The sequence below is a fragment of the Candidatus Pelagibacter communis genome (genome assembly GCF_001179925.1).
Lineage (GTDB): Bacteria > Pseudomonadota > Alphaproteobacteria > Pelagibacterales > Pelagibacteraceae > Pelagibacter > Pelagibacter ubique_E.
In genome coordinates this window covers 68,868-94,778 of the sequence record NZ_CVSF01000041.1, presented here as the reverse complement: position 1 = coordinate 94,778, position 25,911 = coordinate 68,868, and the positions used below count along the sequence as shown (strand labels likewise).

The 25,911-nt window shown below is 26.6% G+C and carries 29 protein-coding genes; 9 read left to right on the top strand and 20 right to left on the bottom strand.

The features are described from left to right. Together AMN70_RS03095 and AMN70_RS03090 are read left to right on the top strand one after the other, a co-directional pair. The coding region (locus tag AMN70_RS03095; protein ID WP_143323407.1) for a phosphatidylglycerophosphatase A family protein at positions 1-312 on the top strand (312 nt) is incomplete at its 5' end. Beyond that, on the top strand, positions 312-773 hold the full coding sequence (locus tag AMN70_RS03090; protein WP_075501678.1) for a CinA family protein: 462 nt from the start codon (positions 312-314) through the stop codon (positions 771-773). The genes AMN70_RS03095 and AMN70_RS03090, both read left to right, overlap by 1 nt. Here the strand turns inward: AMN70_RS03090 and AMN70_RS03085 are convergent. The 8 genes from AMN70_RS03085 to AMN70_RS03050 are packed head-to-tail and all read right to left on the bottom strand — an operon-like array spanning position 750 to position 7,209. Further along, positions 750-1,208: a type II toxin-antitoxin system RatA family toxin gene (locus AMN70_RS03085; RefSeq protein ID WP_075501676.1), complete on the bottom strand. Its 459-nt coding sequence runs from the start codon at positions 1,206-1,208 to the stop codon at positions 750-752. The two genes, AMN70_RS03090 and AMN70_RS03085, sit on opposite strands and share 24 nt — an antisense overlap. After that, a complete protein-coding gene (lipA, locus tag AMN70_RS03080; protein WP_075501674.1) occupies positions 1,208-2,140 on the bottom strand; it encodes a lipoyl synthase in 933 nt (310 codons plus the stop codon). The genes AMN70_RS03085 and lipA overlap by 1 nt, the downstream gene beginning before the upstream one ends. Further along, entirely contained in the window at positions 2,124-2,432 is a 309-nt protein-coding gene (locus AMN70_RS03075; protein WP_075501672.1) for an FtsB family cell division protein, read from the bottom strand. Before AMN70_RS03075 ends, lipA begins: the two co-directional genes overlap by 17 nt. Then, positions 2,432-3,688: a phosphopyruvate hydratase gene (gene eno / locus AMN70_RS03070; RefSeq protein WP_075501670.1), complete on the bottom strand. Its 1,257-nt coding sequence runs from the start codon at positions 3,686-3,688 to the stop codon at positions 2,432-2,434. The genes AMN70_RS03075 and eno overlap by 1 nt, the downstream gene beginning before the upstream one ends. Next, positions 3,688-4,512 carry a 3-deoxy-8-phosphooctulonate synthase gene (kdsA, locus tag AMN70_RS03065; protein WP_075501667.1) on the bottom strand — a complete coding sequence of 275 codons (825 nt, stop codon included), beginning with the start codon at positions 4,510-4,512 and terminating at the stop codon, positions 3,688-3,690. The genes eno and kdsA overlap by 1 nt, the downstream gene beginning before the upstream one ends. Beyond that, complete coding sequence (locus AMN70_RS03060; protein WP_075501665.1) at positions 4,509-6,125, bottom strand: CTP synthase; 1,617 nt, start codon at positions 6,123-6,125, stop codon at positions 4,509-4,511. The genes kdsA and AMN70_RS03060 overlap by 4 nt, the downstream gene beginning before the upstream one ends. A gap of 44 nt (positions 6,126-6,169) precedes the next feature. Then, positions 6,170-6,469 (bottom strand): preprotein translocase subunit SecG, encoded by a 300-nt coding sequence (gene secG / locus AMN70_RS03055; RefSeq protein WP_075501662.1) that lies wholly within the window; start codon positions 6,467-6,469, stop codon positions 6,170-6,172. 5 nt (positions 6,470-6,474) lie between these two features. Next, positions 6,475-7,209 carry a triose-phosphate isomerase gene (locus AMN70_RS03050; RefSeq protein WP_075501659.1) on the bottom strand — a complete coding sequence of 245 codons (735 nt, stop codon included), beginning with the start codon at positions 7,207-7,209 and terminating at the stop codon, positions 6,475-6,477. A gap of 58 nt (positions 7,210-7,267) precedes the next feature. Here AMN70_RS03050 and AMN70_RS03045 point away from each other — a divergent pair, with 58 nt between their 5' ends. From AMN70_RS03045 to gltX, 7 genes are all read left to right on the top strand, one after another. Beyond that, the gene (locus tag AMN70_RS03045; RefSeq protein ID WP_075501657.1) at positions 7,268-8,686 is read left to right on the top strand and encodes a SurA N-terminal domain-containing protein; all 1,419 of its coding nucleotides are present in this window, start codon (positions 7,268-7,270) and stop codon (positions 8,684-8,686) included. Then, the gene (gene trpE, locus AMN70_RS03040) at positions 8,686-10,143 is read left to right on the top strand and encodes an anthranilate synthase component I (protein WP_082255064.1); all 1,458 of its coding nucleotides are present in this window, start codon (positions 8,686-8,688) and stop codon (positions 10,141-10,143) included. Before AMN70_RS03045 ends, trpE begins: the two co-directional genes overlap by 1 nt. Beyond that, a complete protein-coding gene (locus AMN70_RS03035; RefSeq protein ID WP_075501653.1) occupies positions 10,140-10,709 on the top strand; it encodes an anthranilate synthase component II in 570 nt (189 codons plus the stop codon). The genes trpE and AMN70_RS03035 overlap by 4 nt, the downstream gene beginning before the upstream one ends. Positions 10,710-10,714: 5 nt before the next feature. Next, positions 10,715-11,707, top strand: coding sequence for an anthranilate phosphoribosyltransferase (gene trpD, locus AMN70_RS03030; RefSeq protein ID WP_075501651.1), 993 nt, complete (start codon positions 10,715-10,717; stop codon positions 11,705-11,707). Further along, a complete protein-coding gene (locus AMN70_RS03025) occupies positions 11,700-12,491 on the top strand; it encodes an indole-3-glycerol phosphate synthase TrpC (RefSeq protein ID WP_075501649.1) in 792 nt (263 codons plus the stop codon). The genes trpD and AMN70_RS03025 overlap by 8 nt, the downstream gene beginning before the upstream one ends. An 88-nt stretch (positions 12,492-12,579) precedes the next feature. Continuing rightward, positions 12,580-13,257, top strand: a complete 678-nt coding sequence (gene lexA / locus AMN70_RS03020; RefSeq protein WP_075501647.1) for a transcriptional repressor LexA — start codon at positions 12,580-12,582, stop codon at positions 13,255-13,257. Between the two features lie 22 nt (positions 13,258-13,279). Beyond that, entirely contained in the window at positions 13,280-14,680 is a 1,401-nt protein-coding gene (gene gltX / locus AMN70_RS03015) for a glutamate--tRNA ligase (RefSeq protein ID WP_075501645.1), read from the top strand. Here the strand turns inward: gltX and lpxB are convergent. The 12 genes from lpxB to rpsB all read right to left on the bottom strand — a co-directional run bounded on the left by lpxB (position 14,657) and on the right by rpsB (position 25,826). Continuing rightward, positions 14,657-15,793 (bottom strand): lipid-A-disaccharide synthase, encoded by a 1,137-nt coding sequence (gene lpxB / locus AMN70_RS03010; protein ID WP_075501644.1) that lies wholly within the window; start codon positions 15,791-15,793, stop codon positions 14,657-14,659. The two genes, gltX and lpxB, sit on opposite strands and share 24 nt — an antisense overlap. Beyond that, positions 15,790-16,584 (bottom strand): LpxI family protein, encoded by a 795-nt coding sequence (locus AMN70_RS03005; protein WP_075501642.1) that lies wholly within the window; start codon positions 16,582-16,584, stop codon positions 15,790-15,792. The genes lpxB and AMN70_RS03005 overlap by 4 nt, the downstream gene beginning before the upstream one ends. Before the next feature lies 1 nt (position 16,585). Next, positions 16,586-17,362, bottom strand: a complete 777-nt coding sequence (gene lpxA, locus AMN70_RS03000) for an acyl-ACP--UDP-N-acetylglucosamine O-acyltransferase (RefSeq protein WP_075501640.1) — start codon at positions 17,360-17,362, stop codon at positions 16,586-16,588. Next, the gene (lpxD, locus tag AMN70_RS02995; protein WP_075501638.1) at positions 17,359-18,339 is read right to left on the bottom strand and encodes a UDP-3-O-(3-hydroxymyristoyl)glucosamine N-acyltransferase; all 981 of its coding nucleotides are present in this window, start codon (positions 18,337-18,339) and stop codon (positions 17,359-17,361) included. The genes lpxA and lpxD overlap by 4 nt, the downstream gene beginning before the upstream one ends. A 48-nt stretch (positions 18,340-18,387) precedes the next feature. Then, positions 18,388-18,834 carry a 3-hydroxyacyl-ACP dehydratase FabZ gene (fabZ, locus tag AMN70_RS02990; protein WP_082255061.1) on the bottom strand — a complete coding sequence of 149 codons (447 nt, stop codon included), beginning with the start codon at positions 18,832-18,834 and terminating at the stop codon, positions 18,388-18,390. A 29-nt stretch (positions 18,835-18,863) separates the two neighbouring features. Then, complete coding sequence (bamA, locus tag AMN70_RS02985; RefSeq protein WP_075501634.1) at positions 18,864-21,116, bottom strand: outer membrane protein assembly factor BamA; 2,253 nt, start codon at positions 21,114-21,116, stop codon at positions 18,864-18,866. A 7-nt stretch (positions 21,117-21,123) separates the two neighbouring features. Next, the gene (locus AMN70_RS02980; protein ID WP_075501632.1) at positions 21,124-22,290 is read right to left on the bottom strand and encodes a 1-deoxy-D-xylulose 5-phosphate reductoisomerase; all 1,167 of its coding nucleotides are present in this window, start codon (positions 22,288-22,290) and stop codon (positions 21,124-21,126) included. Further along, positions 22,290-22,799 carry a phosphatidate cytidylyltransferase gene (locus AMN70_RS02975; protein WP_179850376.1) on the bottom strand — a complete coding sequence of 170 codons (510 nt, stop codon included), beginning with the start codon at positions 22,797-22,799 and terminating at the stop codon, positions 22,290-22,292. The genes AMN70_RS02980 and AMN70_RS02975 overlap by 1 nt, the downstream gene beginning before the upstream one ends. A gap of 140 nt (positions 22,800-22,939) precedes the next feature. After that, the gene (gene uppS, locus AMN70_RS02970) at positions 22,940-23,614 is read right to left on the bottom strand and encodes a polyprenyl diphosphate synthase (protein ID WP_075501628.1); all 675 of its coding nucleotides are present in this window, start codon (positions 23,612-23,614) and stop codon (positions 22,940-22,942) included. After that, entirely contained in the window at positions 23,611-24,162 is a 552-nt protein-coding gene (frr, locus tag AMN70_RS02965) for a ribosome recycling factor (protein ID WP_075501626.1), read from the bottom strand. Before frr ends, uppS begins: the two co-directional genes overlap by 4 nt. Beyond that, positions 24,163-25,014: a translation elongation factor Ts gene (gene tsf / locus AMN70_RS02960; RefSeq protein WP_075501624.1), complete on the bottom strand. Its 852-nt coding sequence runs from the start codon at positions 25,012-25,014 to the stop codon at positions 24,163-24,165. Positions 25,015-25,016: 2 nt separating this feature from the next. Continuing rightward, entirely contained in the window at positions 25,017-25,826 is an 810-nt protein-coding gene (gene rpsB, locus AMN70_RS02955; RefSeq protein ID WP_075501622.1) for a 30S ribosomal protein S2, read from the bottom strand. Positions 25,827-25,911: the final 85 nt, after the last annotated feature.

Sequence of the window (25,911 nt, the reverse complement as noted above, 5' to 3'; positions counted from 1 at the left end):
ACTCATATCAAAGATAGCGAAAACAAAGACCCGAAAGAAGTAATTATAGACGAATTTATTGGTCAATCTATTCCAATTTATCTTTATGAAATTTCACATGGAACAGATAAGTCAGCTGATGAAGCTATAATCTTTTATTGTATTTGCTTTATATTATTTAGATTTTTTGACATAGTAAAACCATTTCCAGTAAATTATTTTGATAAAAATTTTAAAAATAGTTTTGGAGTAATTATGGATGATGTTTGTGCTGGTTTCTATGTTGTTTTATCCTTAATTTGTTTTATGGTTTTAAGTAGTTATTTTATCTAATGAAATCTTTAATAAAACTATTAACTAAAAAAAAACTTAAAATTTCATTTGTAGAATCTTGCACAGGAGGCTTGTTAGCTAGCACTATTACTTCAATTAGTGGAGCATCAAAAGTATTTAATTTAGGTCTTGTCACCTACTCTAACCAAGCAAAAATTAAAATTTTAAAAGTAAATAAAAATATCATTAAGAAATATGGTGCTGTAAGTCATGAATGCTGTTCGGCAATGGTTGAAAATTTAACTAGAATATCTAAAGCTAATATCAATGTTTCAATAACTGGTATTGCAGGCCCTAAAGGTGGCACTAAACAAAAACCTGTAGGTTTAGTTTATATTGGGGTTAAAAAAGGTAACAAAATACTTATTAATAGGTGTTTATTTAAAAGTAAAAAAAGATCATCTATACAAAAAGCTACTGTTAAAAAAGCTTTAGATTTAGTTCTTAGAGTCGCCAAATAACTCTTCAGCTCTTTTCTGAAAAGCATCAGCAATTTTTTCTAAGCCAAATTGAAAAGAGACTACCATTAAGGAATTTAAAAATTTATTCTTTATTTCAAAATCAATATCAAAAATAACCTCTGTAATTCCATTTTTTTTGTCTGAAAATGTCCAATTATTTGAAAGATGATTTAAAGGCCCATCTATATTTTTAACAAATATTGAGTCTTCCTTTTTATGAAAGACCACATCACTTTTATAAGTATCTTTAAAAGGTCCTTTTCCAATTGTTAAGTCTGCTATTATTTTTGTTAAATCACCTTCATCTTTATTTTCATATACTTTTGCATCAAAACAAAATGGAACAAATTCAGGATATTTTTCAATATCTAAAACTAAACTAATTAAATCTTTTTTTTTACATTCAATTAATCGCTTAACTGAAGCCTTTGGCATTAATGATTTTTTATTCTACTTTGTTGAAGTTTAGCAAAATCTTCATCTGCGTGATAAGAAGATCTTGTCAATGGTGTTGATGAAACCAACAAGAAACCTTTAGCTTTAGCTATATCTCCTAATTCTTTAAATTCATTTGGTGTATAATATCTATCTAAAGGAAAATGTTTTACAGAAGGTTGTAGATATTGTCCTATCGTCAAAAAATCTACATCAGCAGATTTTAAGTCATCCATTACTTGTAAAATTTCATCTCTAGTTTCACCCAAACCAACCATTATTCCTGATTTAGTAAAAACTTTTTTATTCATTTTTTTTGCATTTTTTAAAAGTTCGAGAGAAGCAAAATATCTAGATCCGGGCCTTACTTTTAAATAAAGACTAGGTACAGTTTCAATGTTATGATTAAAAACATCAGGATTAGCATCTAATACTTTTTTATAAGCATCCCCTTTCCTTAAAAAATCAGGTGTTAAAACTTCTATAGTTGTATTAGGGTTAGTTTTTCTAGTTTGATTTATTACATTATAAAAATGATTTGAGCCCCCATCATCCAAATCATCTCTATCTACTGAAGTGATTACAACATGTTTTAATTCTAGTTTTTTAACGGCTTGAGAAATCTTAATTGGCTCAAGCTCATCTAATTTTCCTGGTTTGCCAGTTTTAACATCACAAAAAGCACATGCTCTTGTACATGTGTCTCCCATTATCATAAATGTTGCGTGTCTTTTACTCCAACATTCAGTTATATTTGGACAATTTGCTTCCTGGCATACTGTTACAAGATTATTCTTATTAACAATTGTTTTTGTTAAAAAAAATTCTTTACTATTGCTAAGTTTAGATCTGATCCAATCAGGTTTTTTTTTAATTGGATTAACTGGATTTTTTACTTTTTCTGGATGTCGAGGTTTAATTTCCTGTGTCATTATTTTTAATTATATAAATTGTTTCATTTTTTTTTCCAAATAAAAATCTTTCTCTAATCAAAATTTCTATATAATCAAGATCAAGATTGTCACTTAGTAAAGAATTTTTAAAATCTAATTCTTCAATATTTTTGGTCAATTTTATCTCTTTAATTTCTAAATTTTTAAGGATTTCTTTTTTTTCATAGTATGAGATCAAACCTCTCTCCCCTGACATTAAATTAAAGAAAAAATACAATATTAAGAAAGTTGAAATCAATAAAAGGTAATTTTTTCTTAAATTTTTGAGCATTAACGAATCTTATTCATTCTAGCTTTTTTTCCAAGATGTTCTTCAATACGTAAAAGTTGATTATATTTTGCTACCCGTTCAGATCTTGCTAAAGAACCTGTTTTAATTTGATTGGAATTAGTTCCAACTGCTAAATCTGCAATAAAAGTATCCTCGCTATCCCCAGATCTATGTGAAATTATGGTTTTAAAACCTATTTTTTGGGCAAAATTAATGACATCTAATGTTTCTGAAACTGTTCCAATTTGATTCAATTTAATCAAAATCGCATTTGAAGAAATGTTTAAAAAACCTTTTTTCAATCTTTCTAAATTGGTGACGTACAGATCGTCTCCAACAATTTGAATTTTATTATTTGATCTCATAAGTTTGTTCCAAGCTATCCAATCATTTTCTGCAAAGGGATCTTCTATTGATTTAATCTTATATTTATTAACCATTTGTTTGTATTCAAAAATTGATTTATCTACTGAAATATATTTTTTTGAATGAATTGAATACTTATTTTTTTTAAATAACTCGTTGGCTGCAACATCTAAACAAATTGAAACGTCTTTTCCATTTACCAAGCTGGATTTTCTAATTGCGGTAACAATTAAATCTAATGCTTGACTATTACTGTTTATCATTGGTGCAAAACCTCCTTCATCACCTACCGAAGTTGAAAGACCTTTGCTTTTTATCAATTTATTTAAATTTTTAATAACTACAAAACATATTCTCATTGCCTCAGAAAAACTTTTTGCTTTATCTGGTCTGATCATAAATTCTTGAATTCTTAATCCATTATTTGCGTGAGCACCTCCATTAATTATATTCATTAAAGGATAAGGTAATTGAAAATTCTTTTTTATTAAAAAATTTTTATATAAAGGTATTTTTTTTAATTTAGCAGATAACTTTTTTACTGCCATTGAAACAGCTAAGATTGCATTTGCTCCTATTTTTGTTTTTTGTCTTGTGCCATCTAAGTTAATCATAATAGCATCAATTCTTTCTTGATCGTGAATATTTAATCCTTTTAATTTTTTTGAAATTTTATCATTAATCACATTAACAGCACCTAACACACTTTTACCTAAATACTTTTTATTTTTTTTGTCTCTTTTTTCAAAAGCTTCGTAGGTTCCAGTAGATGCACCCGAAGGACAAATAGCTGATGCACTAAATTTTGATGAAAAAACTTCTGCTTCAACAGTAGGATTTCCTCTACTGTCATAAATTTGACGAGCTTTGACTTTTTTAATTTTGCTCACTAATTTTTTATTAAATTATCTATATCGTTAAGTTGTTTTAATAAATTCTCTAATTTATTCAGTGGAACCATATTAGGACCATCTGATGGCGCATTATCAGGATCTTGATGAGTTTCTATAAAAACTCCTGCAACACCAACAGCAACTGCAGCTCGAGCTAAGTACTCGACAAATTCTCTTTGTCCACCTGATGACTCACCTTGACCTCCTGGTTGTTGAACTGAATGTGTTGCATCAAATATTACTGGATAACCGTTCTTTGCCATAATAGGTATAGATCTCATATCTGAAACTAAAGTATTATATCCAAAACTAGCTCCTCTCTCTGTTACTAAAATATTATTGTTACCAGAATCTGAAATTTTTTTAGTTACGTTTACCATGTCCCAAGGAGCTAAAAATTGACCCTTTTTAACATTTATAATTTTATTTGTTTTAGCAGCAGCAATTAAAAGATCTGTTTGTCTGCACAAAAAAGCAGGTATTTGTAATATATCAACGTGACTAGAAACTATAGAACATTGGTCAGCGTTATGAATATCTGTCAAAATTGGTACATTTAACTCTTTTTTTATTTTATCGAAAACTGGTAAAGAAGCTTCTAAACCTGCGCCCCTTTCTCCTTTTAAACTTGTTCGATTAGCTTTATCGAATGAAGTTTTATATATAAATCCAAGACCAAATTTTTGTGTGATTTCTTGTATTTTACCAGCCATATCCATTGCATGCTGCTCAGTTTCAAGTTGACAAGGGCCGGCAATAATACAAATTTTATTATTATTTGAAATTTCTATTTTTCCACAATTTACTATTTTATTTGTCATTTATGATTTTTTGCAGCTTTGATAAAAGATGAGAATAATGGATGTGGCGCTAAAGGTCTAGATTTAAATTCTGGATGAAATTGAACTCCAATAAACCAAGGGTGATTTCTTAGTTCAATTATCTCTGGTAAATTCTTGTCTGGAGACATTCCTGAAAATATCAATCCTTTTCTTTCAAACTCATTTTTAAGATTATTATTAACTTCATATCTATGTCTATGCCTTTCATTAATAGAGCTTGATTTATAAATTTTTTTTATGGCAGAATTATTTCTTAATCTAGCCTCATATAAGCCTAATCTCATTGTTCCTCCTAATTTCTTGTCAGTTCCTTTAATAATTTTTCCATTTTTATTCCATTCATCAATTAATCCTATAACTGGAAAACAATTTTTATCTAATTCGCTTGAGCCTGCTTTTTTTATTTTTAGTTCATTTCTTGCAAACTCAATAGTTGCCATTTGCATCCCAAAACAAATACCTAGAAATGGTATTTTGTTCTCTCTAGCAAATTTAATTGCATAAATTTTACCCTCTGTTCCTCTTTTTCCAAATCCTCCAGGTATCAATAAACCGGAAATATTCTTAAGTTTATCTTTAATTTGATTTGTTTTTAATTTATCTGACTCTATTCTTATTAAATTAACTTTGACTTTATTAGCAATACCTCCGTGAATCAAAGCTTCATCTAAAGATTTATAAGCATCTTTTAAATTTACATATTTACCAATTATCGCAATATCAATTGATTTTTTTGTATTTAAAGTAATATTAGTAATTTTCTTCCATGGGGTTAAATCAGGTTTTTTTCTTGATTTTATTTTGAAATATTTAAGAACTTGCTTATCAAGTTTTTGGTTATAAAAACTAATAGGTGCTTCATAAATCGTTCTTACATCAACTGTTTCGATTACATTGTCTATTGGAACATTACAAAATAAAGATATCTTTTTTTTTTGATCTAAAGGTATCGACTGCTGAGATCTACATATAATTATATCTGGTTGAATACCAATACTTCTTAATTCTTTAACTGAATGTTGTGTAGGTTTCGTTTTAATTTCATCCGAAGATTTTAAAAAAGGAACAAACGTTAAATGAATAAATAATGTTTTTGACTTACCTTGTTCATTTGCAAATTGTCTAATAGCTTCAACAAAAGGTAAACTTTCTATGTCACCAACTGTACCTCCAATCTCACATATTACAAAATCTTCATTAGTAATGTCTTTTTTAATAAACTCTTTAATTCGATCAGTTATATGAGGAATTACTTGTACAGTTTTTCCAAGATATCCCCCTTGTCTTTCTTTTTTAATTACATCACTATATATACGACCAGTTGTAATATTGTCAGATTTTTTTGAAGATATATTTGTAAATCTTTCATAGTGACCGAGGTCTAAATCTGTTTCGGCACCATCGTCAGTCACAAAAACTTCTCCATGTTGAAATGGACTCATTGTTCCAGGATCAACATTAAGATAAGGATCCATTTTCCTTATTCTAACTTTATAGCCTTGAGATTTTAATAAATATGCTAATGAAGCAGATGATAAACCTTTACCTAATGATGAAACCACGCCGCCCGTGACAAATATGTATCGCGCCATGGAAGTATCTTATAGCGAATAAAAAAAGAAATGGAAAGTATTAATTAATCATTTTCTGGAATTGATGGGGTATCTTCGGTTTTTTCTTCCACAGCGTCTAAAACTGAACTTGTTGGTGTAAGTTCACCTCTGGATACAATCGTTAAAGCAAGACTACAAATAATAAATAACGTTGCTATAATTGCTGTAGTTTTGGTCATTAAATTTCCAGCTGTTTTAGAAAACATCAAATTTTCCTGAGAAACTCCAATGCCAAGAGCTCCACCCTCTGATTTTTGCATTAAAACTAGTAAAACAAGAATAATTGCAAATACGATGTTTAATACTAATAAAATATTCTCCATGCGAATTAATTATATGTTTTTTTTATTATATCAATGAAATTTTTAGAAACTTGAGATGCACCACCAATTAAAAAACCATCTACATTATTGATCTTTTTCAAATTTTTTATACTTTTTGAATTAACAGATCCCCCGTATAAAACTTTAACTCCTCTAACTTTATTTTTTATATATTTGATTATTTCGAATAATTCATACTCTCTTGGAATCATGCCACTTCCAATAGACCAAACGGGTTCATAAGCAATTATTATATTTTTCTTATTTCTAATTTTTTTTAAACCTTTGCTTATTTGACTAAATAAAACTCTTTTTGTTATTTTTTTCTTCTTTTGCTTTAAAGTTTCACCAATACAAAAAATTACTTTTAATCCTGATTTAATTGAACTTTGAATTTTTGAATTAATCAATTTATCGCTTTCACCTAATTGTCTATTTTCAGAATGACCTAAGATTACATATTTAGCGCCTACATCCTTTAACATTTTAGAATTTATATAACCTGTGTTTGCTCCAAAATTTTGACTCTCATGACAATTTTGACCACCTATATCAATTGATGTTGCTTGAAGTTTTTTGGATAGTGGAAATAACAAAGATGCAGGTGGACAATAAACCAGTTTGAATTTATTTTTTTTGTTTTTTTTAGTGAAAGAAATAACCTTATTTATAGAATTTAATGTTTTTAAATTCCCGAACATTTTCCAATTAGCGATAAAATACATATATTTATTTGTCATTATAAGAATTTTAATCTATAGATTTGAATTTACAGATCAATACATAAATAAAGCTTAAATGAGTATCGGAAAATATCTAAATAAAAATAAAATTGGCGCTCTTATATTAATAATAGTAATTATCATTGCCTTTGGTTTTGGAGGATTTGGTGGTGGATTCTTATCAAACAATCAAAACAATATAGCAAAAATAAATAAAACAAATGTAACTACCAAGGATCTTATAAATTATATTAATGGAAGTGGTATAAGCCAAAAGGCAATTCAAGAAAATCTAGATGATAATATAATTGAGGAACTATTATCAAGTTTGGTTTCAACAACATTATTAAATTTAGAAATAAAAGATTTTGGTATCCAATTTTCAGAAAATTCTTTATCTCAAAAAATTAAACTTAATAAGAATTTTATTAATGAAAATGGTATATTTCAAAGAATTAAATACGAAAAATTTTTATTAGAAAATAATATTTCAGCTCCCTTTTTTGAAAAAAGATTAAAAGATAGAGAGCTGCAAAAAAAGTTATTTGATTATATTGGTGCCGGAACAGTATCTCCAAAATTTTTAGTCACCAAACTTTTTAAAAATGAAAATAGAAAATTGGAGATAAATTTTATTGACTTAGAGACTTTTTATAAAAATGATAATAAAATTAATGATAAAGATCTTTTACAATTCATTGATGAAAACCAAGAAATATTAATGATTGAATACATAAATTTTAGATATTCAAAAATCAATCCTTTGAGCCTAATAGGCATTAATGAATTTAATCAAGAGTTTTTTGATAAAATAGATGAAATCGAAAATGACATATTAAATGGCATTGATTTTGATTCAATAATTTCAAAATTTGATTTAAAGATTAAAGCGATTGATAATTATAGTCATTCTGGAGAAGATAATTCAATTGAAAATAAAGTTTACAAAAAAAGAAATACAAAGACTGATATTTTTGAAAGTGGCGAAAATTTCATTATATACAATATAGAAGATATTCAAAATAAAAAACCTGATATCAAAAATTTACAGACAAAAAATGAGATTTTAAAACTTGTTAATCAAAAAAACAAATTTGATTACAATAGAAAATTACTCGAAAAAATTAGAAATGAAAAATTCACTGAAAAAGATTTTTTAGAATTAGGAAAAAATAAAATACAATCTTTAATTTTAAATTCAGTCAAAGATAATAAAAAATTTGAAATAAATTCAGTTCAAATGCTTTATTCGCTTCCGATTAATACATTAACACTTATCAATGATGAGCAGGATAAAATTTATTTGGCACAAGTTAAAAGTTATAAAGATATTGAATTAGATAAAAATAATGACAATTATAAATCGTTCATCAATAAAGAAAATACTAGAATAAAAAACAGTATTTTAAAATCATATGATTTATTTCTAAATTTAAAATATAATGTTAATATTAATCAAGTTGCAATAAATAACGTTAAAAATCTTTTTCAATGATAATTAATCGAAGCTTCAAAGATTTTAAGTTTCGACATAGAAGCAAAAAAAATCAAATTATATATACATCAAAAAAAGTACAAAATGATGAAGAGGTATTAAATTTAATTGATACTTTTTTAGAGGAAAAAAATAGTTTTATATTTGAATCTGTTGAAAAAGGTAAAATTAAAGGTAGGTATACAATATTTGGAAAAAATCCTGATAAAATCTGGGAATTTAATAACAATAATTCTTATCTAATTGAGAATGATAAAAAAATAATACTTAAAGAAAAACCTGAAAAATTAATAGAAAAAATTATTGAAGATTTTAAATTTAGAACTCCTAAAAATCTACCAAATATATGTTCTCTTATATCCGGTTATTTTTCTTACGACTCTATAAGATATATTGAAAAAATACCTAACAGTTGCAAGAATGATCTGAATTTACCAGATGTGAGACTTTTACGTCCAAGATCACTCATTATTCATGATAATCTAAAAAAAGAAATTTTTTATATAATCAACATTTTCAAAGACGAAAAAATAAAAAACTACCAAATAAAGTATGATCAAATTAAATCTGATCTTTTTAAATTATTAATACAATCCTCAATCAAAATTTTTAAAAAAGGTTCTAAAGATAAATTAAAAAATTTTAAAATTAGATCAAACACACCTAAAAAGCGATTTTTGACAATGGTAAAAAAAGCAAAAGAATACATTAAATTAGGTGATATTTTTCAAGTTGTTTTAAGTCAAAGATTTGAGACAAAATTGACAAAAAAACCTTTGGAAATTTACAAAAAACTTAGAGTTACAAATCCCTCCCCATTCATGTTTTTTTTTAATTTTAAAGATTTTCAAATAATAGGTGCTAGTCCTGAAATATTAGTAAGATTAAGAAATAATCAGATCACTGTAAGACCCATAGCTGGAACTAGACCTCGTGGTAAAACATTAAGCGAAGACCGTTTTTATGAAAAGGATCTTCTAAAAGACAAAAAAGAACTTTCTGAACATTTAATGCTATTGGATCTTGGTAGAAATGATGCTGGTAAAGTATCTAAAATTGATACAGTGAAAGTAACTGAAAGCTTTCTAATTGAGCGATACTCACATGTTATGCATATAGTTTCTAATGTGGTTGGCGTATATAATAAAAAATTTTCAAAATTTAAGTCTTTATTAGCTGGTTTTCCTGCTGGCACAGTTTCTGGTGCCCCTAAAATTAGAGCTATGGAAATCATTGATGAACTAGAAAAAACTAAAAGAAAAGTTTATGCAGGTGGTATAGGATATTTTTCTGCAAATGGTGAATTTGATACTTGTATAGCTTTAAGAACAGCTATTGTAAGAAAAAATAAATTTTATGTTCAAGCGGGTGCTGGAATTGTTGCTGATAGCAAACCTTTGAATGAATATAAAGAGACAGTTAACAAAGCCAAAGCTTTAATTAGTGCATTAAAATGAAAAAAATAATTTTAATTGATAATTATGATAGTTTTACATTTAATCTCTATCATTATTTATCTTCATTAAAAGTAGAGGTTGATGTGATTAGAAATGATCGAATTACCGCCAATGAAATTTTAAAAAAAAGATATCATAAAATTGTAATTTCACCTGGTCCAGGTAATCCAAATCAATCAGGTAATTGTCTTAAAATTGTAAAATCTTTATACAAAAAAATACCAATTCTTGGTGTTTGTTTAGGTCATCAAATTATAGGCCAAGTATTTGGTTCGAAAATTATTCAAGCTAGAAAGTTAATGCATGGAAAAACTAGCGAAATATTTTCCAAAAAAATAGGTGTTTTAAAAAATCTTCCAAAAATATTTGAGGCTACTAGATATCACAGTTTAATCATTGATAAAAAATCACTATCCAAAGATCTTGAAATTACTGCTGAAACTAAAGATGGGTTAATAATGGGCGTAAGACACAAAAAATACGATGTTCATGGAGTGCAATTTCACCCTGAAAGTATTAAAACTAAGATAGGTATTAAAATTTTAAAAAACTTTATTAGAAGTTAAGATTAATGAAAAAATTCATAGAAAAAATTAAAAATAAAGAAAATTTATCTTTTGAAGAAAGTAAAGCAGCTTTTGAATTATTAATGGAGGGAAAAGCTGAAGACCAAGAAATATTTGACTTTTTGATGTTATTATCAGCTAAGGGTGAAGCTTCAGATGAAATAGCTGGTGGGGTTTTTGTGCTGAGAAATAAATCCAAAAGAGTAAATGTAGAAGATTGTGTTGATACATGTGGTACTGGAGGAGATGGTATGAATACACTTAATATATCTACAGCATCTGCGTTATTACTTGCAAGTATGAATGTTAAAGTAGCTAAACATGGTAATAAAGCAGTTTCATCTAAATGTGGATCTGGTGATGTATTAGAGGCTTTAAATATCAAAATTAATCTAGAACCAAATGATATAGAAACTCAAATTAATAAGAATAATTTTGGTTTTATGTTTGCACCTAATTATCATAGTGCCATGAGGTTTGTTGGCCCAACTAGAAAAAAAATTGGAAAAAGAACAATATTTAATATGATCGGACCATTAAGCAGCCCTGCTTTAGTAAAAAGACAGGTAGTTGGTGTCTTTGATAAAAAACTTTTAAAAATATTTGCAAATGCTTTAAATAATTTAGATATTAAATTTGCATGGATAGTTAATAGTGAAGATGGTTTAGATGAGATTTCTCCTTATGCTAAAACAAATGTAATTCAGTTAAAAGATAATAAGATTTCTGAAATTATTATTGACCCTAAAGAATTAGATATTCGAGCAGATAAATTTGATAATCTTGTTGGTGATGATGCAAAATTTAACGCAAACAAAATGATTAACATATTTAAAGGTGAAGATAATGATTTTTCCAAAGCTGTTTGTTTGAATGCTGCTGCAGGTTTAATTGTAAACGAAACTCATATAAAATTTTCTGATGCATACAATAATGCAAGAGAACACATTTTATCAAAAAAAGTTATTAAACAATTAGAAAAAATTCAAAATGGCTAAGAATGTTCTTGAAAAAATAATTCATAAGAAAAATGAAAAAATATTAAATTTAAAAAAAACTATTTCACTCGAATCATTAGATAAATTAATTAGTACAAATAAAACATTTATAAATTTTAAAGAAAAAATTGAAAATAATATAAAAGAAAATAAAATTTCAATTATTGCAGAAATTAAAAAAGCAAGTCCTTCAGCAGGTGTAATTATTAAAGATTATGACCCTGTTAAAATAGCTAATATATATAATTCTAATAAAGCTACTTGTTTATCAGTTTTGACTGAGGAAGATTTTTTTTTAGGAAATCTGATACATATTAGCAAGATTAAACAAAAAGTTAATTTACCAATCTTATGTAAAGACTTTTTTGTAGATAAATTTCAAGTACCTTTAGCAAAAAGTTACGGAGCTGATGCAATATTAATTATATTAGCCGGAGTTAATGATAAACTTGCTGATGATTTGTATAACGAAGCACTTAACTTAAACATGTCTGTAATTGTTGAGGTTCATACTGTTGAAGAAGCAAAGAGTGCCTTAAGATTTAAAGACGCGTTAATTGGTATCAATAATAGAAATTTAAAAACTTTAAAAACTGACATAAATACAACTTACGATATTCATGATGTTTTAATTGATCACAAAGGTCCATTAATTTCAGAGAGTGGAATTAAAACAAAAGATGAACTATTGGAACTCTCAAACAAAACATCTATTAAAACTTTTTTAATTGGTGAATCACTTTTGAAGGATCTAGATAATAATTCTATTTTTTCAGTTCTTTAGTCGAATAATCCCCTATTTTATTAGCTTTTTTACTATTGTGAATTGTAAAGAACTTTTGTAGAACAGATTTTGTACGATATTTGTTCTTATGCTAACAAAAAAACAAAAAAACCTACTTTTATTTATCAACAAGAAGTTGAGAAGCTCCGGCGTATCTCCCTCTTATGAAGAAATGAAACAATCATTAAACTTAAAATCAAAATCAGGAATACACAGACTAATTAGTGCATTAGAGGAAAGAGGATTTATTAAAAGACTTGCTCATAAAGCAAGAGCATTAGAGGTAATTAAATTACCAGAAACAGCTTCAGCTAATGATATTTACAACAGTTTTTCACCTAGCGTTATTAAAGGTGGTTTAGATGATGATAAGCCTATGTCTGATGATGTAGAAGTGCCAGTTTTAGGAAAAATAGCTGCTGGAACTCCAGTTGAAGCAATTCAAAATGAGGTATCTAGAATTCCTTTACCAAGTAATTTAGAAAAAAATGGTGATTACTTTGGTCTTAAAGTTCAAGGAGACTCAATGATTGAAGCTGGAATAAATGAGGGTGATACTGTAATTATTAAAAGAACTGATACAGCTGATAATGGAAAAATAGTTGTTGCTTTAATTGATGAGCATGAGGCGATGCTAAAAAGAATTAGAAGAAAAGGTAAGGTAGTTGCACTTGAGAGTGCGAATAAAAACTATGAGACTAAAATTTTTGGCCCTGATCGAGTTAAAGTACAGGGCGTATTAGTATCTTTATATAGAAACTTCTAGTAAAATAGTCTAAACATTTTCAATGAAAAAAGTGGCAACAAGATTTGCTCCATCTCCCACTGGTCCTTTACATATCGGTGGTGTGAGAACAGCTCTGTTTAATTGGTTATATTCAAAAAACAAAAAGGGTGATTTTTATCTAAGAGTTGAAGATACTGATAAAGAAAGATCAAAGGAGGAATATAAAAATCAAATAGTAAAATCTCTTAAATGGATCGGTATTAATTATGATGGAGAAGAATATATACAGTCCAAAAAAGTTGAAGATCATATTAAAGTTGCAAATGAATTACTTAAAAATGGGTTTGCATATAAATGTTATTGTTCGAGTGAAGAAATAGAAGAACAAAAAAAAAGAGCAAGACAAAAAAAAATTCCTTATATCTATGATAGAAAATGGAGAAATAAGAAAGAAGCTGATGCTCCAAAAGATATTAAACCAGTTATCAGATTTAAAAGTAAAATAGACGGAACATCTATACTAAAAGATTTAGTTCAAGGTGATGTTGAAATAGATAATAATACTATTGAAGATTTTATTATTTTAAGAAATGATGGTACACCAACATATAACTTATCTGCATCTGTAGATGATCATCAAATGAATATGACACACATTATTAGAGGTGATGATCATAAGATTAATACTTTCAAACAAATACAAATTTATCAGGCAATGAAATGGGAACTTCCCTCATTTGCGCATATACCTTTGATACACACAATTGAGGGAAAAAAATTATCAAAGAGAGACAAAGCTTCAACCTTAGATGATTACTCAAAAATTGGTATTTTGCCAGATGCTCTAAGAAATTATCTTCTTAGATTAGGTTGGTCTTATAAAGATAAAGAAATATTCACTTTAGATGAAAGTATTAAACATTTTAATCTTGAGGGGATTGGTAAATCTCCGTCAAAGCTAGACATGAGTAGAATTTTATCAATGAATGAGCACTATATTAAAAATATTGATGAGAGTGATTTATTTAACCAACTAACCGATTACAGCAAATTATATAAAAGTGAAATTAAGTCAGATAAAAAAGATAAGATTAAGAACTCTCTAACTTTCCTAAAAAATAAAGCTAAAACCCTAGAAGATATATTTAATAATGGGCAATATATTTTGTTAGATGAGGTTAATTTTAATCAAGATGATATTAAGTTAATTGATGATAAGGCCAAAAAAGTCATTTCTGATTTCAATACTCAATTTAATAGCGTTGATAAATTAAGCAAAGAAACATTAGAGCCAATAATAAACGAATTGATTAAATCAAACGATACTAATTTTAGAGGAGTTGGCCAGCCTTTAAGAATAGCTTTAACAGGTTCTAAATTTGGACCTGGAATATATGATATAATCATTTCTCTTGGAAAAGAAGAAGTAACAAAAAGATTAACTAATAAGAAACTTGGTTAATACTGATGAAGCTTCATCAGAAGATAAGGTTTTTGACCTGATTTTAGTTAAAGTTTCTTCACAATCATGAATTTGCTTTTTCATTAATTCTGGATTTTTTAAAAAATAAACAACAGAATTGTAAATCTCTTTAGCATTACACTCTTTTTGTATTAATTCAGGAATTATTTCTTTGTTATTAATTATATTAATTATGTTAGCAAACTTTATTTTTACCAACATTTTAACAATTAAAAAATTTAAAAAATTCATTTTATAGATGATTATGGAAGGAACTTTTGCATTACAGATTTCAAGAGAAACTGTGCCAGATTTTGAAACTGCAAAAATAGATTTATTTAGTATTTGTTTTTTTATATTTTCGTCAGAAATAACTTCAACATTATTTAGATTAACATTATTGATTTTTTCATTAATCAAATTTTTATTCTCATCGGTTGCATGAAATACAAAAGTAAAATTATCAAATTTTCTATTCATCATGTTTATAAAATTAATTAAAATAGGTAAAAGTAAATTTACTTCAGATGATCTACTACCGGAGAAAAGAGAAATGATCTTTTTGTCATTTGATATGATGTTAGAAAGATCTATTTTATCTTTTGATTCTTGTTCTAATAATGGATGACCCACAAAAGTATTTGGAATATTCTCTTTATCAAAATATTTTTTTTCAAAATCAAATAACAATAGAATATGATCTAAAAACTTTTTAAACTTTTTAACCCTCCCCTCTCTCCAAACCCATACTTGTGGAGCAACATAATGTATTGTTTTAATTTTAGGATTAATACTTTTTACTTTTTCAGCAACTCTTAAAGTAAAATCTGGACTATCAACACTAAATAAAATGTCAGGATTAAATTCAATTATTTTTTTAACAGTTTCGTTAATTTTGTTTCTGATTTTGAATAAATTTAAGATGACACTAGTAAAACCAATATAAGTTATTTCTTTAAGATCATATATTGATCTCACTCCAATTGAGTTCAAATGAGAACCTCCAACACTAAGATACTCTATATCAGAATGATTTTGTTTAAGTTTAGCGATTACAGTAGATGCTAATTTATCACCCGAAGGTTCGCCAGTTAAAACAAAAATCTTTTTCATTTTACTGAGATAAACATCCTATTCTTATTAACAAATTTAATACATTTGCTTTTATCTAAAAAAACATGCTGTTTGTTTTTTACTACGATGCCTTTTAGTCCAGTTACTTTACATTGTTTAAAAGTATTTAATCCAATAGTAGGTAAATCAACTCTTAGATCTTGTTTCTTTTTTGGTAACTTAACTAAAACTCCATGATTTCTAAATTTTTTGCTTCTGCTTTTTTCAAGCATTTTTTTAGTTCCACCTTTTCCTTCTATAGAAACTACCTTATTATTTCTAACTACAACTCCTTGGCTAAAATTATATTCTCTTAAATTATTTAAAATTTTAATTGCTTTTTTAATATCTAATTGGTCTTGTTTGTTTGGTTTAAATTTTGAATAATTGCCTTTTTTTAATGAAAGTTCAGGATTAAATTTAAGTGAACTTTCAGTTTTGATCTTGTTTTGGGCCAATATTTTAATGATTTCTTTAAGTATAGCCGCATCTCCAAGTTTAGATGCTTTGATAATTCTTGGAATATAATAAATGCCTTTTAAATCTAATCTTAATTTAGAAAAATCTGGTTTGTTCACTTTTCCAGCAAATAAAACTTTTTTACAGCTATTTTCCTTAAGAATTTTAATGATTTTACCAAATTGGCCTATGGAAACTGAATAAGATTTTCTATTCTTTTTAAATTTCTTTGATTTTGACAAATCAATTATCAAATATTTTATTTTTCTTTTTTTGACAGTATTAAGAATTTCCTTCGGAAAATCAGTATCACCAAAAATTAATCCAATCATCTTACGAAAATGGTGTGCAAATAGACCTTTTTTTATCTTTTGTTATAAAATCAATTACATTTTTAACTAATGGGTTTTCTTGAAAAGAACCATTTAATTTACTTATATTTTCATTGATATTTTTTGTAGCAAATATCTCCTTATAAGCCTCACTTAAGCCTAAAATGTCTTTATTTTCAAACTTAGCTCTTCTTAATCCAATTAAGTTTAATCCTTGTAATGAGTTTCTATTTCCCGTTGATAATCCATAAGGAATTACGTCGTGTAGAACACCTGTCATTCCACCAATCATAGCCATCTTACCAATTCTTGTGAATTGTTGGACTGCCGAATTACCTCCTATAACAACATTGTCTTCAATAATTGCATGTCCTCCCAATGGAACGTTATTTGCAATTATTACATTGTTTCCAACCTGACAATCATGAGCGATATGAGATGAAATCATAAATAAACAATTATTTCCAATAACTGTTTTACCGCCGCCGCCAACTGTACCTGGATTTATAGTTACATATTCTCTGATTTTGTTATTATCTCCAATAATCAAATTTGTAGGCTCTCCATTATATTTAAGGTCTTGAGGATCGTTTATTGATACAAAAGGATAAATTTTATTTCCTTTACCAATTTTAACATTTCCTGAAATATTTACATGAGATTGAATAATTGTATTCTCCCCAATCTCAACGTTAGGGCCTATTACACAATAAGGTCCTACTTGAACATTTTTATGTAATTTTGCTTTTGAATCTATAATTGCAGTTTTATCTATCATTTATTATCTTTTAAAAATTGCCTTAAATCTTTTGAAGGATATCCCATAACTTTACTATTGTCTGGAATGTCTTTAATTACTCCACTGCCACCACCAATTTGAACATTATTTCCGATCTTAAGATGTCCTGAAATACCGGCTTGTCCGCCAATCATTACATTATTGCCTAAAGTAGAACTTCCTGCAAAACCAACTTGTCCTGCAATTATACAATTATCTCCAATTTTATTATTATGAGCAATATGGATTTGATTGTCTAAAAAAGTATTTTTTCCTATAATAGTATTAGACATTGAACCTCTATCAATAGTTGCTCCACATCCAATTTCTGAATTTTCACCAATAAGTACTATGCCGATATGCGGGTATCTTAGGTTCTTTTGTTTATTGGGAAAAAAACCAAAACCTTTTTTTCCAATAATACAGCCATCAAGTATTGCTACATTATTCTCTATAATTGTATTTCTAATTATTACATTTGATCCAATTGAACAATCAGATCCTATATTAACATTTTTTTCTATAATTGTATTGTGGCCGATTGAACAATTTTTTCCAATCTTGACATTTTCTCCAACTAAAACGTTGTGACCATATTTAATCTTATTATCAAAATTTAATTCTTCAATTTTTTTAACAGAATTATCAAAATCATCATTGACAGAATCTGGATAAATCTTGGATGTAATTTGAGAAATTATTAATAAAACATTTTCAACACATATTGGTTTGCATTCCTTTGGTAAATAATGTTCTAAATTTTTAAGAGTTATACAATACGATGCTTTTGTTTTGGATGCTTGTAAGTGATATTTTTTTGAATGAAAAAAAGTTAAATGTTCTTTATCTGCTGTTTGAAGGTCTTTTATATCGTGAACTAAATCATCACCAAAATTCTCTATATTATTTAATTTAAGGTCTTTTAAAAGATTATCTAAATTAAATGGACCATAATTTTTAAAAAAAGGATGTTTCACAATTTGTTAATATCAAAATTTTTAAATATTGATTATCAACAAATGTTTCTAATTATTTTTATCTACGATTGTGGCTGACCATTGAGCATCTGCCATACGTTTACCCTCAACAAATGCTTCTCCTTTATATTTCCATACTCTTCCATGGGATCTAACAGCTTCAATTTTTAACTCAAGGACACAATTTGGTATTACTGGATTTCTAAATCTAGCCTTTTCAACACTCATTAAAAAAACTAATTTGTTTTCATATTCTTTTTTATCGATACCGTGTGCAGTCAATGCGGCTGCAGCTTGACCAAAAGCTTCAACAATTAACACTCCTGGCATCACTGGATTATCTGGAAAATGTCCATTTACATAAAAAGAGTCTTTTTTTACAAACATTACTGCAGTAGCAGATTTAAGTTTAACGATGTCTTTTAACTCATCAATTAACAACATTGGTTCTCGATGAGGTAGTAATTCTATAATATCTTTTTTTACTAATTTCATTAGTCTAATCTTCTTAAATAAACATTTTACTAAAAAGTTGTTCCCAAATTAAATCTAAAACTTTCAGTTTTATCTGTACTCTTTTTTGTAATTGGTTGACTCAATGAAAAACTTAATGGACCTACAGGTGTTAACCAATTCATTCCTATGCCTGTAGAGGTTCTAATTGAATTTGAGTCATCTATAGTACTATCATAATCAACACCCCAAACATTTGCTGCATCCATAAACAATGAAAAATCTACTGTTTCTACTGTAGATAAAACCCAAGGTAAATTGGTTGATAAATTAAGTGAAGAAATATAATTACCACCAATATAATCATCGTTATCAACAGGTCCAATTTTTCCTCTTTCAAATCCTCTCAATCGGTTATAAGGGACATTACCTCTTTTAGATATTCTTACATCTTCATTGCTATCAAGAGAATTAATTGATTTTAAGTATACACTTGCTTTACCAACCATATCAGAAGATTTAGAAAGCTTTTTAAATTGAGTAAAAACAAAAGTATTACTTATTTCTTTAGAGTCAGATACTAAAGGTAACTCTTGTAAAAATCTTGTTTGATTTCCTGAAGATGGTTTATATTTTGAATTTCTTAAATCATAATTTAATCCATAATCAAAATATATATCTGCGTAATTCCCCTCTTGTTTTTTAAGAGATTTTGAGGCACTTGAATTTGTCTCTAAATCCTCGAGAGATGTTTCAATTGAAGGGCTGAAAAAAAAATTTTCATATTGTTCATATTCTGTACCAACAGCAAATCCTATTTCAGAAACTTTATAACCAAAATCATTCAGATTATCTGTTGATGTAGATTTCAAACTAGTGAATAAAGTATTATCTGTATAAGCAAAATTTGGTTTAGAATAGACAAATTGACCCTTAATAGTTGATTCCGAAATTTCTAAATTTGTATTTAGGTTTATTCCTTTACCCAAAAAATTTTTTTCCATAATTCCACCGCCTATAGTAGATCCACTAGTACCCACACCAGCTGCTAAACTCACTTCACCTGTTGGTTGTTCTTCAACCGTTATATCGATTTCTTTAAGACTTTCGTTTGAACCATCTCTAATTTTTCCTTTAACAAATTTGAAAATATTCAAAGATCTTATGTTATCTAAAGATTTATTATATAATATCTTATTTAGTGGATCACCTTCATCAACTATTAATCTGTTCCTAATTACTTCCTCTATAGTTGTATAATTTCCTAAAATATTAATTTTTTCTACGTAGTGATTTGTTGAGTCCGAAACATTAAATACAAAGTTAATTTTATTACTTTCCACTATTTCTTCATCTACTTTCGCATCTATAAAATCATATAATCGTGATGAAGCAATTTTTTCAATATCAAGTAATATCTTATTAAAATCATCGATTGAATATTTTTCACCTTTAAGTTTAGTGAAGTAATTTTCAATGTTTTCAAAATCATCGATATTATAATTTTTTGGTAAATTTAATCTTAAATCATTAAAATAATAAAAATCACCTGCATTTATGTTATAAGTTAGATTAAAATTACCAGTAGTAGTAAGTTCAGCAAATGAACTTAAAACTTCTACGTTATAATAACCAAGATTTTTATAATAATTCTCAATTAATCTTTTGTCTAAATTAATTCGAGATTGATCTAAATAAACATTTGTTGAAATAAATTTCCAAAATTTATGCTCTTCGGAAGCGACTATTTCTAAAAGTTTTTTATCTTTAATTTTTTTATCTCCTATGAATAAAATATCTTTAATCTTCGCTCTTGGACCTTGGTCTATATTTAATATTACTCTCACAGAATTTAAATCATTATCTTTGCTAATCGATGGAGAAACTTTTACAAAATAATATCCAGTAGATTTTAAAATATTTTGAATTAAAGTTATATCGTTTTGTAACGAAGACTCCGTAAATGATTTTCTATTTCTAAGAGATATTTTTTCTAATAAAACTTCTTTTACTGATTCTCTTTTTATGCCTTCAATTTGGATATCTTCAATAATTGGATTCTCAACCAAATTAATTGTAAGAATATTATTTGTTAAACTTATTGAAATATCCTTAAAAAATTCTGAGTTATAAAGTTGTTTTGTTAATTCGTTTAATTTTTTATCATCATAATCAGTTACTTTATTTATATTACCAATTACTTTGATTGTTTCTTCAGTTATTCTTTTATTGCCATTAATTTTGATATCTTTGATAATTTCAGAATAAGATGAGCTTACTAAAAAAATATTTACAATAAAAATCCTTAATAAAAACTTAATCATGATAGCTCTATATACCTGAATTACTTAATTTTTCATAAACATAATTTTTAGTTTTATAAATATCATTAACATTTTTTGGTATTTTTCTCTTAAATTTATGAAAAATTTTATTATGAGAATAATAATTTATTAAATTTACAAGTTTTTTATAATTAATCTTTTTTTTTAAATAAACAGATACAAAAAAATCATTAATGGAAATTAGAACTGTTTCAAATAATGTATCATTTTTTGGAAGAATATTTAGTATCCTTACAAGAGGAAACTTTTTATAATCGACATTTCTAAAATCAAGTTTATTCAAAATTTTAAAATCTATTTCTTTAGTTTTTAATTCTTTATTATCATTATGATAAATTGAATTATGGACTGGAATTTTCATATTTGGCTCATGTAGTAAAATTTTTGTTATTCCATTATTAAATTTTACTAATGCATGAATATAGGATTTCGGGTGTATTAAAATTTTTATTTTTTTATATGAAAGATTAAATATTTTCTTTGCCTCAATTACCTCAAAAAGCTTATTCATCATGGTTGATGAATCAATTGATATTTTTTTTCCCATTTTCCAATTAGGATGATTTAGAGCTTCATGAATTTTCACTTTATTTAATTTTGCTTGAGAATAATTTAAGAAAGGACCACCTGATGCTGTTATATAAATTTTATCTACATCATAAATATTTTTTTTTCCAATAATAGAAAATATAGAAAAGTGTTCTGAGTCTATTGGAAAAAAATTAGTTTTATGTTTTTTTAATTCTTTAAAAATTAAATTCCAACCACAAATTAAGGACTCTTTATTAATGATTGCAATATTTTGACTATATCTAATTAATTCTAGTGAAGGTTTTAATCCGTCTAATCCAACAGTAGAAATCATTGAATAAAAAATTTCTTTTTTTTTGAATAATTTTTTGATTATTGAAAAAGAGTTATGAAATGAAATGTTGCTACTACTATATTTTTTTTTAGCTTTCAGGTAACTATCATAATCATTAATAACAACATCTTTAACTTTAAACATTTTTGCTTGCAAATATACTTTTTTAAAATTTTTATTTGTTGATAACATTTTTATTGAAAAATTTTTTTTATCTTTTTTTATTAAATTAATTGTAGTTGTTCCAATAGAGCCAGTAGAACCTAAAATTACTATTTTTTTTTTCATTAGTAAAATAATTTTACGATTATAAATGATACAGGAAAAGCAAAAATCATTCCGTCTATTCTATCTAATACCCCTCCGTGCCCTGGGATTATTTTTCCTGTATCTTTAATTTTTGATAATCTTTTAAAATATGAAACAAAAATATCACCAATCTGGCTCGCTGAAGAAATTATTAGAACTATAAAAAAAACATTTAAATCAAAAATTGCTGAGGTGTTTTCTTTTAAAAGATATAAATATTTAAAAAAAAAACTCGTAAAGATAATTGAAACTATATACCCACCTATCATTCCTGAATAAGTTTTGTTTGGACTAATCTTTGTTAATTTTGGACCTTTAAATAATTTTCCAAAAATATAACCGCCAATATCCGTAGATATGCATATCAATAGAACAGTTAAAAACTGAATATAATCTCCGACCATTTCATATCTAATAAAGTAGGCGCAATAGAAGGAGAAAAAAATAAAAATAACACCTAATAAATAATAATTCTTTTTTTTACTCATCAAGTGCCATTCATAAATAGATATTAAAAAACAAATTAAGATAAAGAAATCAAAAAAAAATGAACCTTTAATTATAAAAAAAAGGCTAATAGGTATTAATAAAATTGAACTCAATATTCTTTTTTGAAGTTCTTTAACCATTATATTCTTCCATAATTTCTTTTTGTATTCTTAAATTTTTTTATAATTTTATTATAATCTTTTTCAGTAAAATCTGGCCACAGTTTCTTTTCAAAGAAAATTTCAGAATAAGCAAGTTGCCACAATAAAAAATTACTTAATCTTTTAGTATTTCCAGTTCTTATCAATAAATCTGGATCCGGTATATTTGTAGTTTGTAAATATTTTTCGATATTTTTTTCATTTATAGTTTTTCTATTCTTCTTAAGTTCTTTAAATGCATTTAATAATTCAAATTTAGAACCATAATTTAATGCTAGATTTATTTGTAATTTTTTATTTTTTACAGTTTTTTTTTCAGATGCATTTAATAGATTATTCAAATTTTTTGAGAAATTTTTAACTCCAATAATTTTAAGTTTAATTTTCTTCTTATTAAGATCATCTATTCTACTCTTAAGAAAATTTTCCAGTAAATTAAAAAGAAAATTGACTTCTTTTTTTGGCCTTTTCCAATTTTCTGTAGAAAAAGCATAAAGTGTTAAAAATTTAATTTTATTTTTAATTGTTTCTTTTATTACTTTTTCAACTGTATTTAATCCAGCTTTGTGACCTGCATTTCTAGAATTTTTATTTTTTAAACCCCATCTTCCATTACCATCCATGATAATGGCTACATGATTTAATGGGTTCATATCGTCATTATTTCTTTTTCTTTTGAAGTAACTTTTTCATCTACAGTAGAAATATGTTTGTCAGTGATATTTTGTACATTTTTCTCAAAAGATTTTTCCTCATCTTCTCCAATTGATTTTGATTTTAATAATTTCTTCAATTCTTCATTGGCTTCTCTTCTTATATTTCTTATTGAAACTTTACATTTTTCACCCATTGACTTAATCATCTTTTTTAACTCTGTTCTTCTCTCCTCATTTAGTTCGGGTATTGGAAGTCTAATCAATTGACCATCTATTTGAGGATTTAAACCTAATTCGGATTTTTTTATTGCAGAGTCGACCAAAGCTACATTATTTTGATCCCATATTTGAATATTTATCATTCTTGGTTCTGGTGTAGTTATGCTTCCAACTTGATTAATTGGCATTTGTTGACCATATACCTCTACCTTAATTAAATCTAGCATTGCTGCATTTGCTCTGCCAGTTCTTAAAGATGAAAGTTCCTTTGTAAAAACCTCAATAGTTTTATCCATTTTAAGGCTATAAGATTTATCATTAAACATTTATTCACCTATTTTAATTCTAACAAATTCTTTAATCTTTAAATCTGAAACAGAAAGTTCTTTTAAAATATCCTGAACCTTTTTTTTAGGCTCCATAACCCACGCTTGTGTTAATAAAGCATTCTCCTCTTTAAATTTATTCATTTTGCCTAGACTAATTTTTTTAGCTATTTCATCTGGTTTACCTAAATTTTTCAATTCTTCAGTAACTAATTCTTGTTCTTTATCAATTACTGATTGGTCAATCGAATTTTGATCTAAAGCTAAAGGGTTTGATGCTGCTATATGCATTGAAAGTTGTTTTCCAAAATTTTTTACTATCTCAGAATTATCTTTAGTCTCAAGGGATACTGCTACAGCTAATTTTGCAAGATTATCTTTTACTACTGTATGTAAATATTTTGAATTTATTGTTCCTTCATTTGAAATTGTTTTTGCTTTACCGATAGTAATTTTTTCTCCAATCTTTGCTATTAAAGCAACAAGATTGTCATCAACTGTTTGACCATTGGACATTTTCGATTTTTTTAATTCTTCAGAATTAGAATTAACTTTGTTATTTAAATCGCTCAATTCTTTTACAAAATTTATAAAGTCATCATTTTTTGCAACGAAATCTGTCTCACAATTAACTTCAACAAGTGAAATTTTTTTATCATCGCCACTTACAGCAACTACTCCCTCTTTAGCATCTCTTGACATCTTTTTTGAAGCTTTTGAAATTCCTTTAACTCTTAAAATCTCAATTGCTTTATCTAAATCACCCTTAGACTCTTTAATAGCCAAATTACAATCTTTAAATCCTGCCCCTGTTGCTTCTCTTAATTTCTTAACGTTTTTTATATCACTCATTATTAATTTAATTTCTCCTTCTTTTTCTTAGAGAATTTGTTTTTTAACTTTTCTCTATCTAATTCTTCTATAGTTTTTGTGGATTTTTCTTGTTTTTTGATATCTGGTTTTTTTTCATCTTTTGGTGCAGATTTTTTGGCTGAATTAATTGTTTCTTTAATAAGATTACAATAAAGATCAATAGCTCTTCTAGCATCATCATTTCCAGGAATTGGAAAATCAATGCCATCTGGATTTGAATTACTATCTAAAATAGCAATTATTGGTATTCCTAGCTTAACAGATTCTTGTATTGCCAAAGACTCATAATTTGTATCAATTATAAAAACTAAATCTGGAATTTTTTTCATTTCAGCTATTCCACCGAGAGATCTTTGCAATTTATCTTTTTTGACACTCATTTTTAAAAGTTCTTTTTTTGTAAAACCTCTATTTTCGGCTACTAGATCTATTTCAAGTTTTTTAAGTTTCTTTATTGAATTTGATATAGTTCCCCAATTAGTCAACATTCCACCCAACCATCTATAATTTACAAAATATTGGTCAGTTTCTTTTGCTACCTCTGCTATTGCTTCAGATGCTTGTTTTTTAGTAGATACAAAAAGTATTTTTCCATTGTTTGAAATAGTTTCATATACTTTTTCTAGAGCAACTTTTGTTAATTCTAAGGTTTGTGTTAAATCAATTATGTGTATTGAGTCTCTTTTACCAAAAATATATTTTTTCATTTTTGGGTTCCATCTCAAGGTTTTGTGTCCTAGATGAACACCAGCTTCTAATAGTTGTTGAATTGTAACGTTAGGTATTTTCATATTCATTCCCGGTTAAGCCACCATAGTAATTTCCATTTAAGGACCGGAGGTATAAAACCAAATACTATGTGCGTTTTTTGTTAAT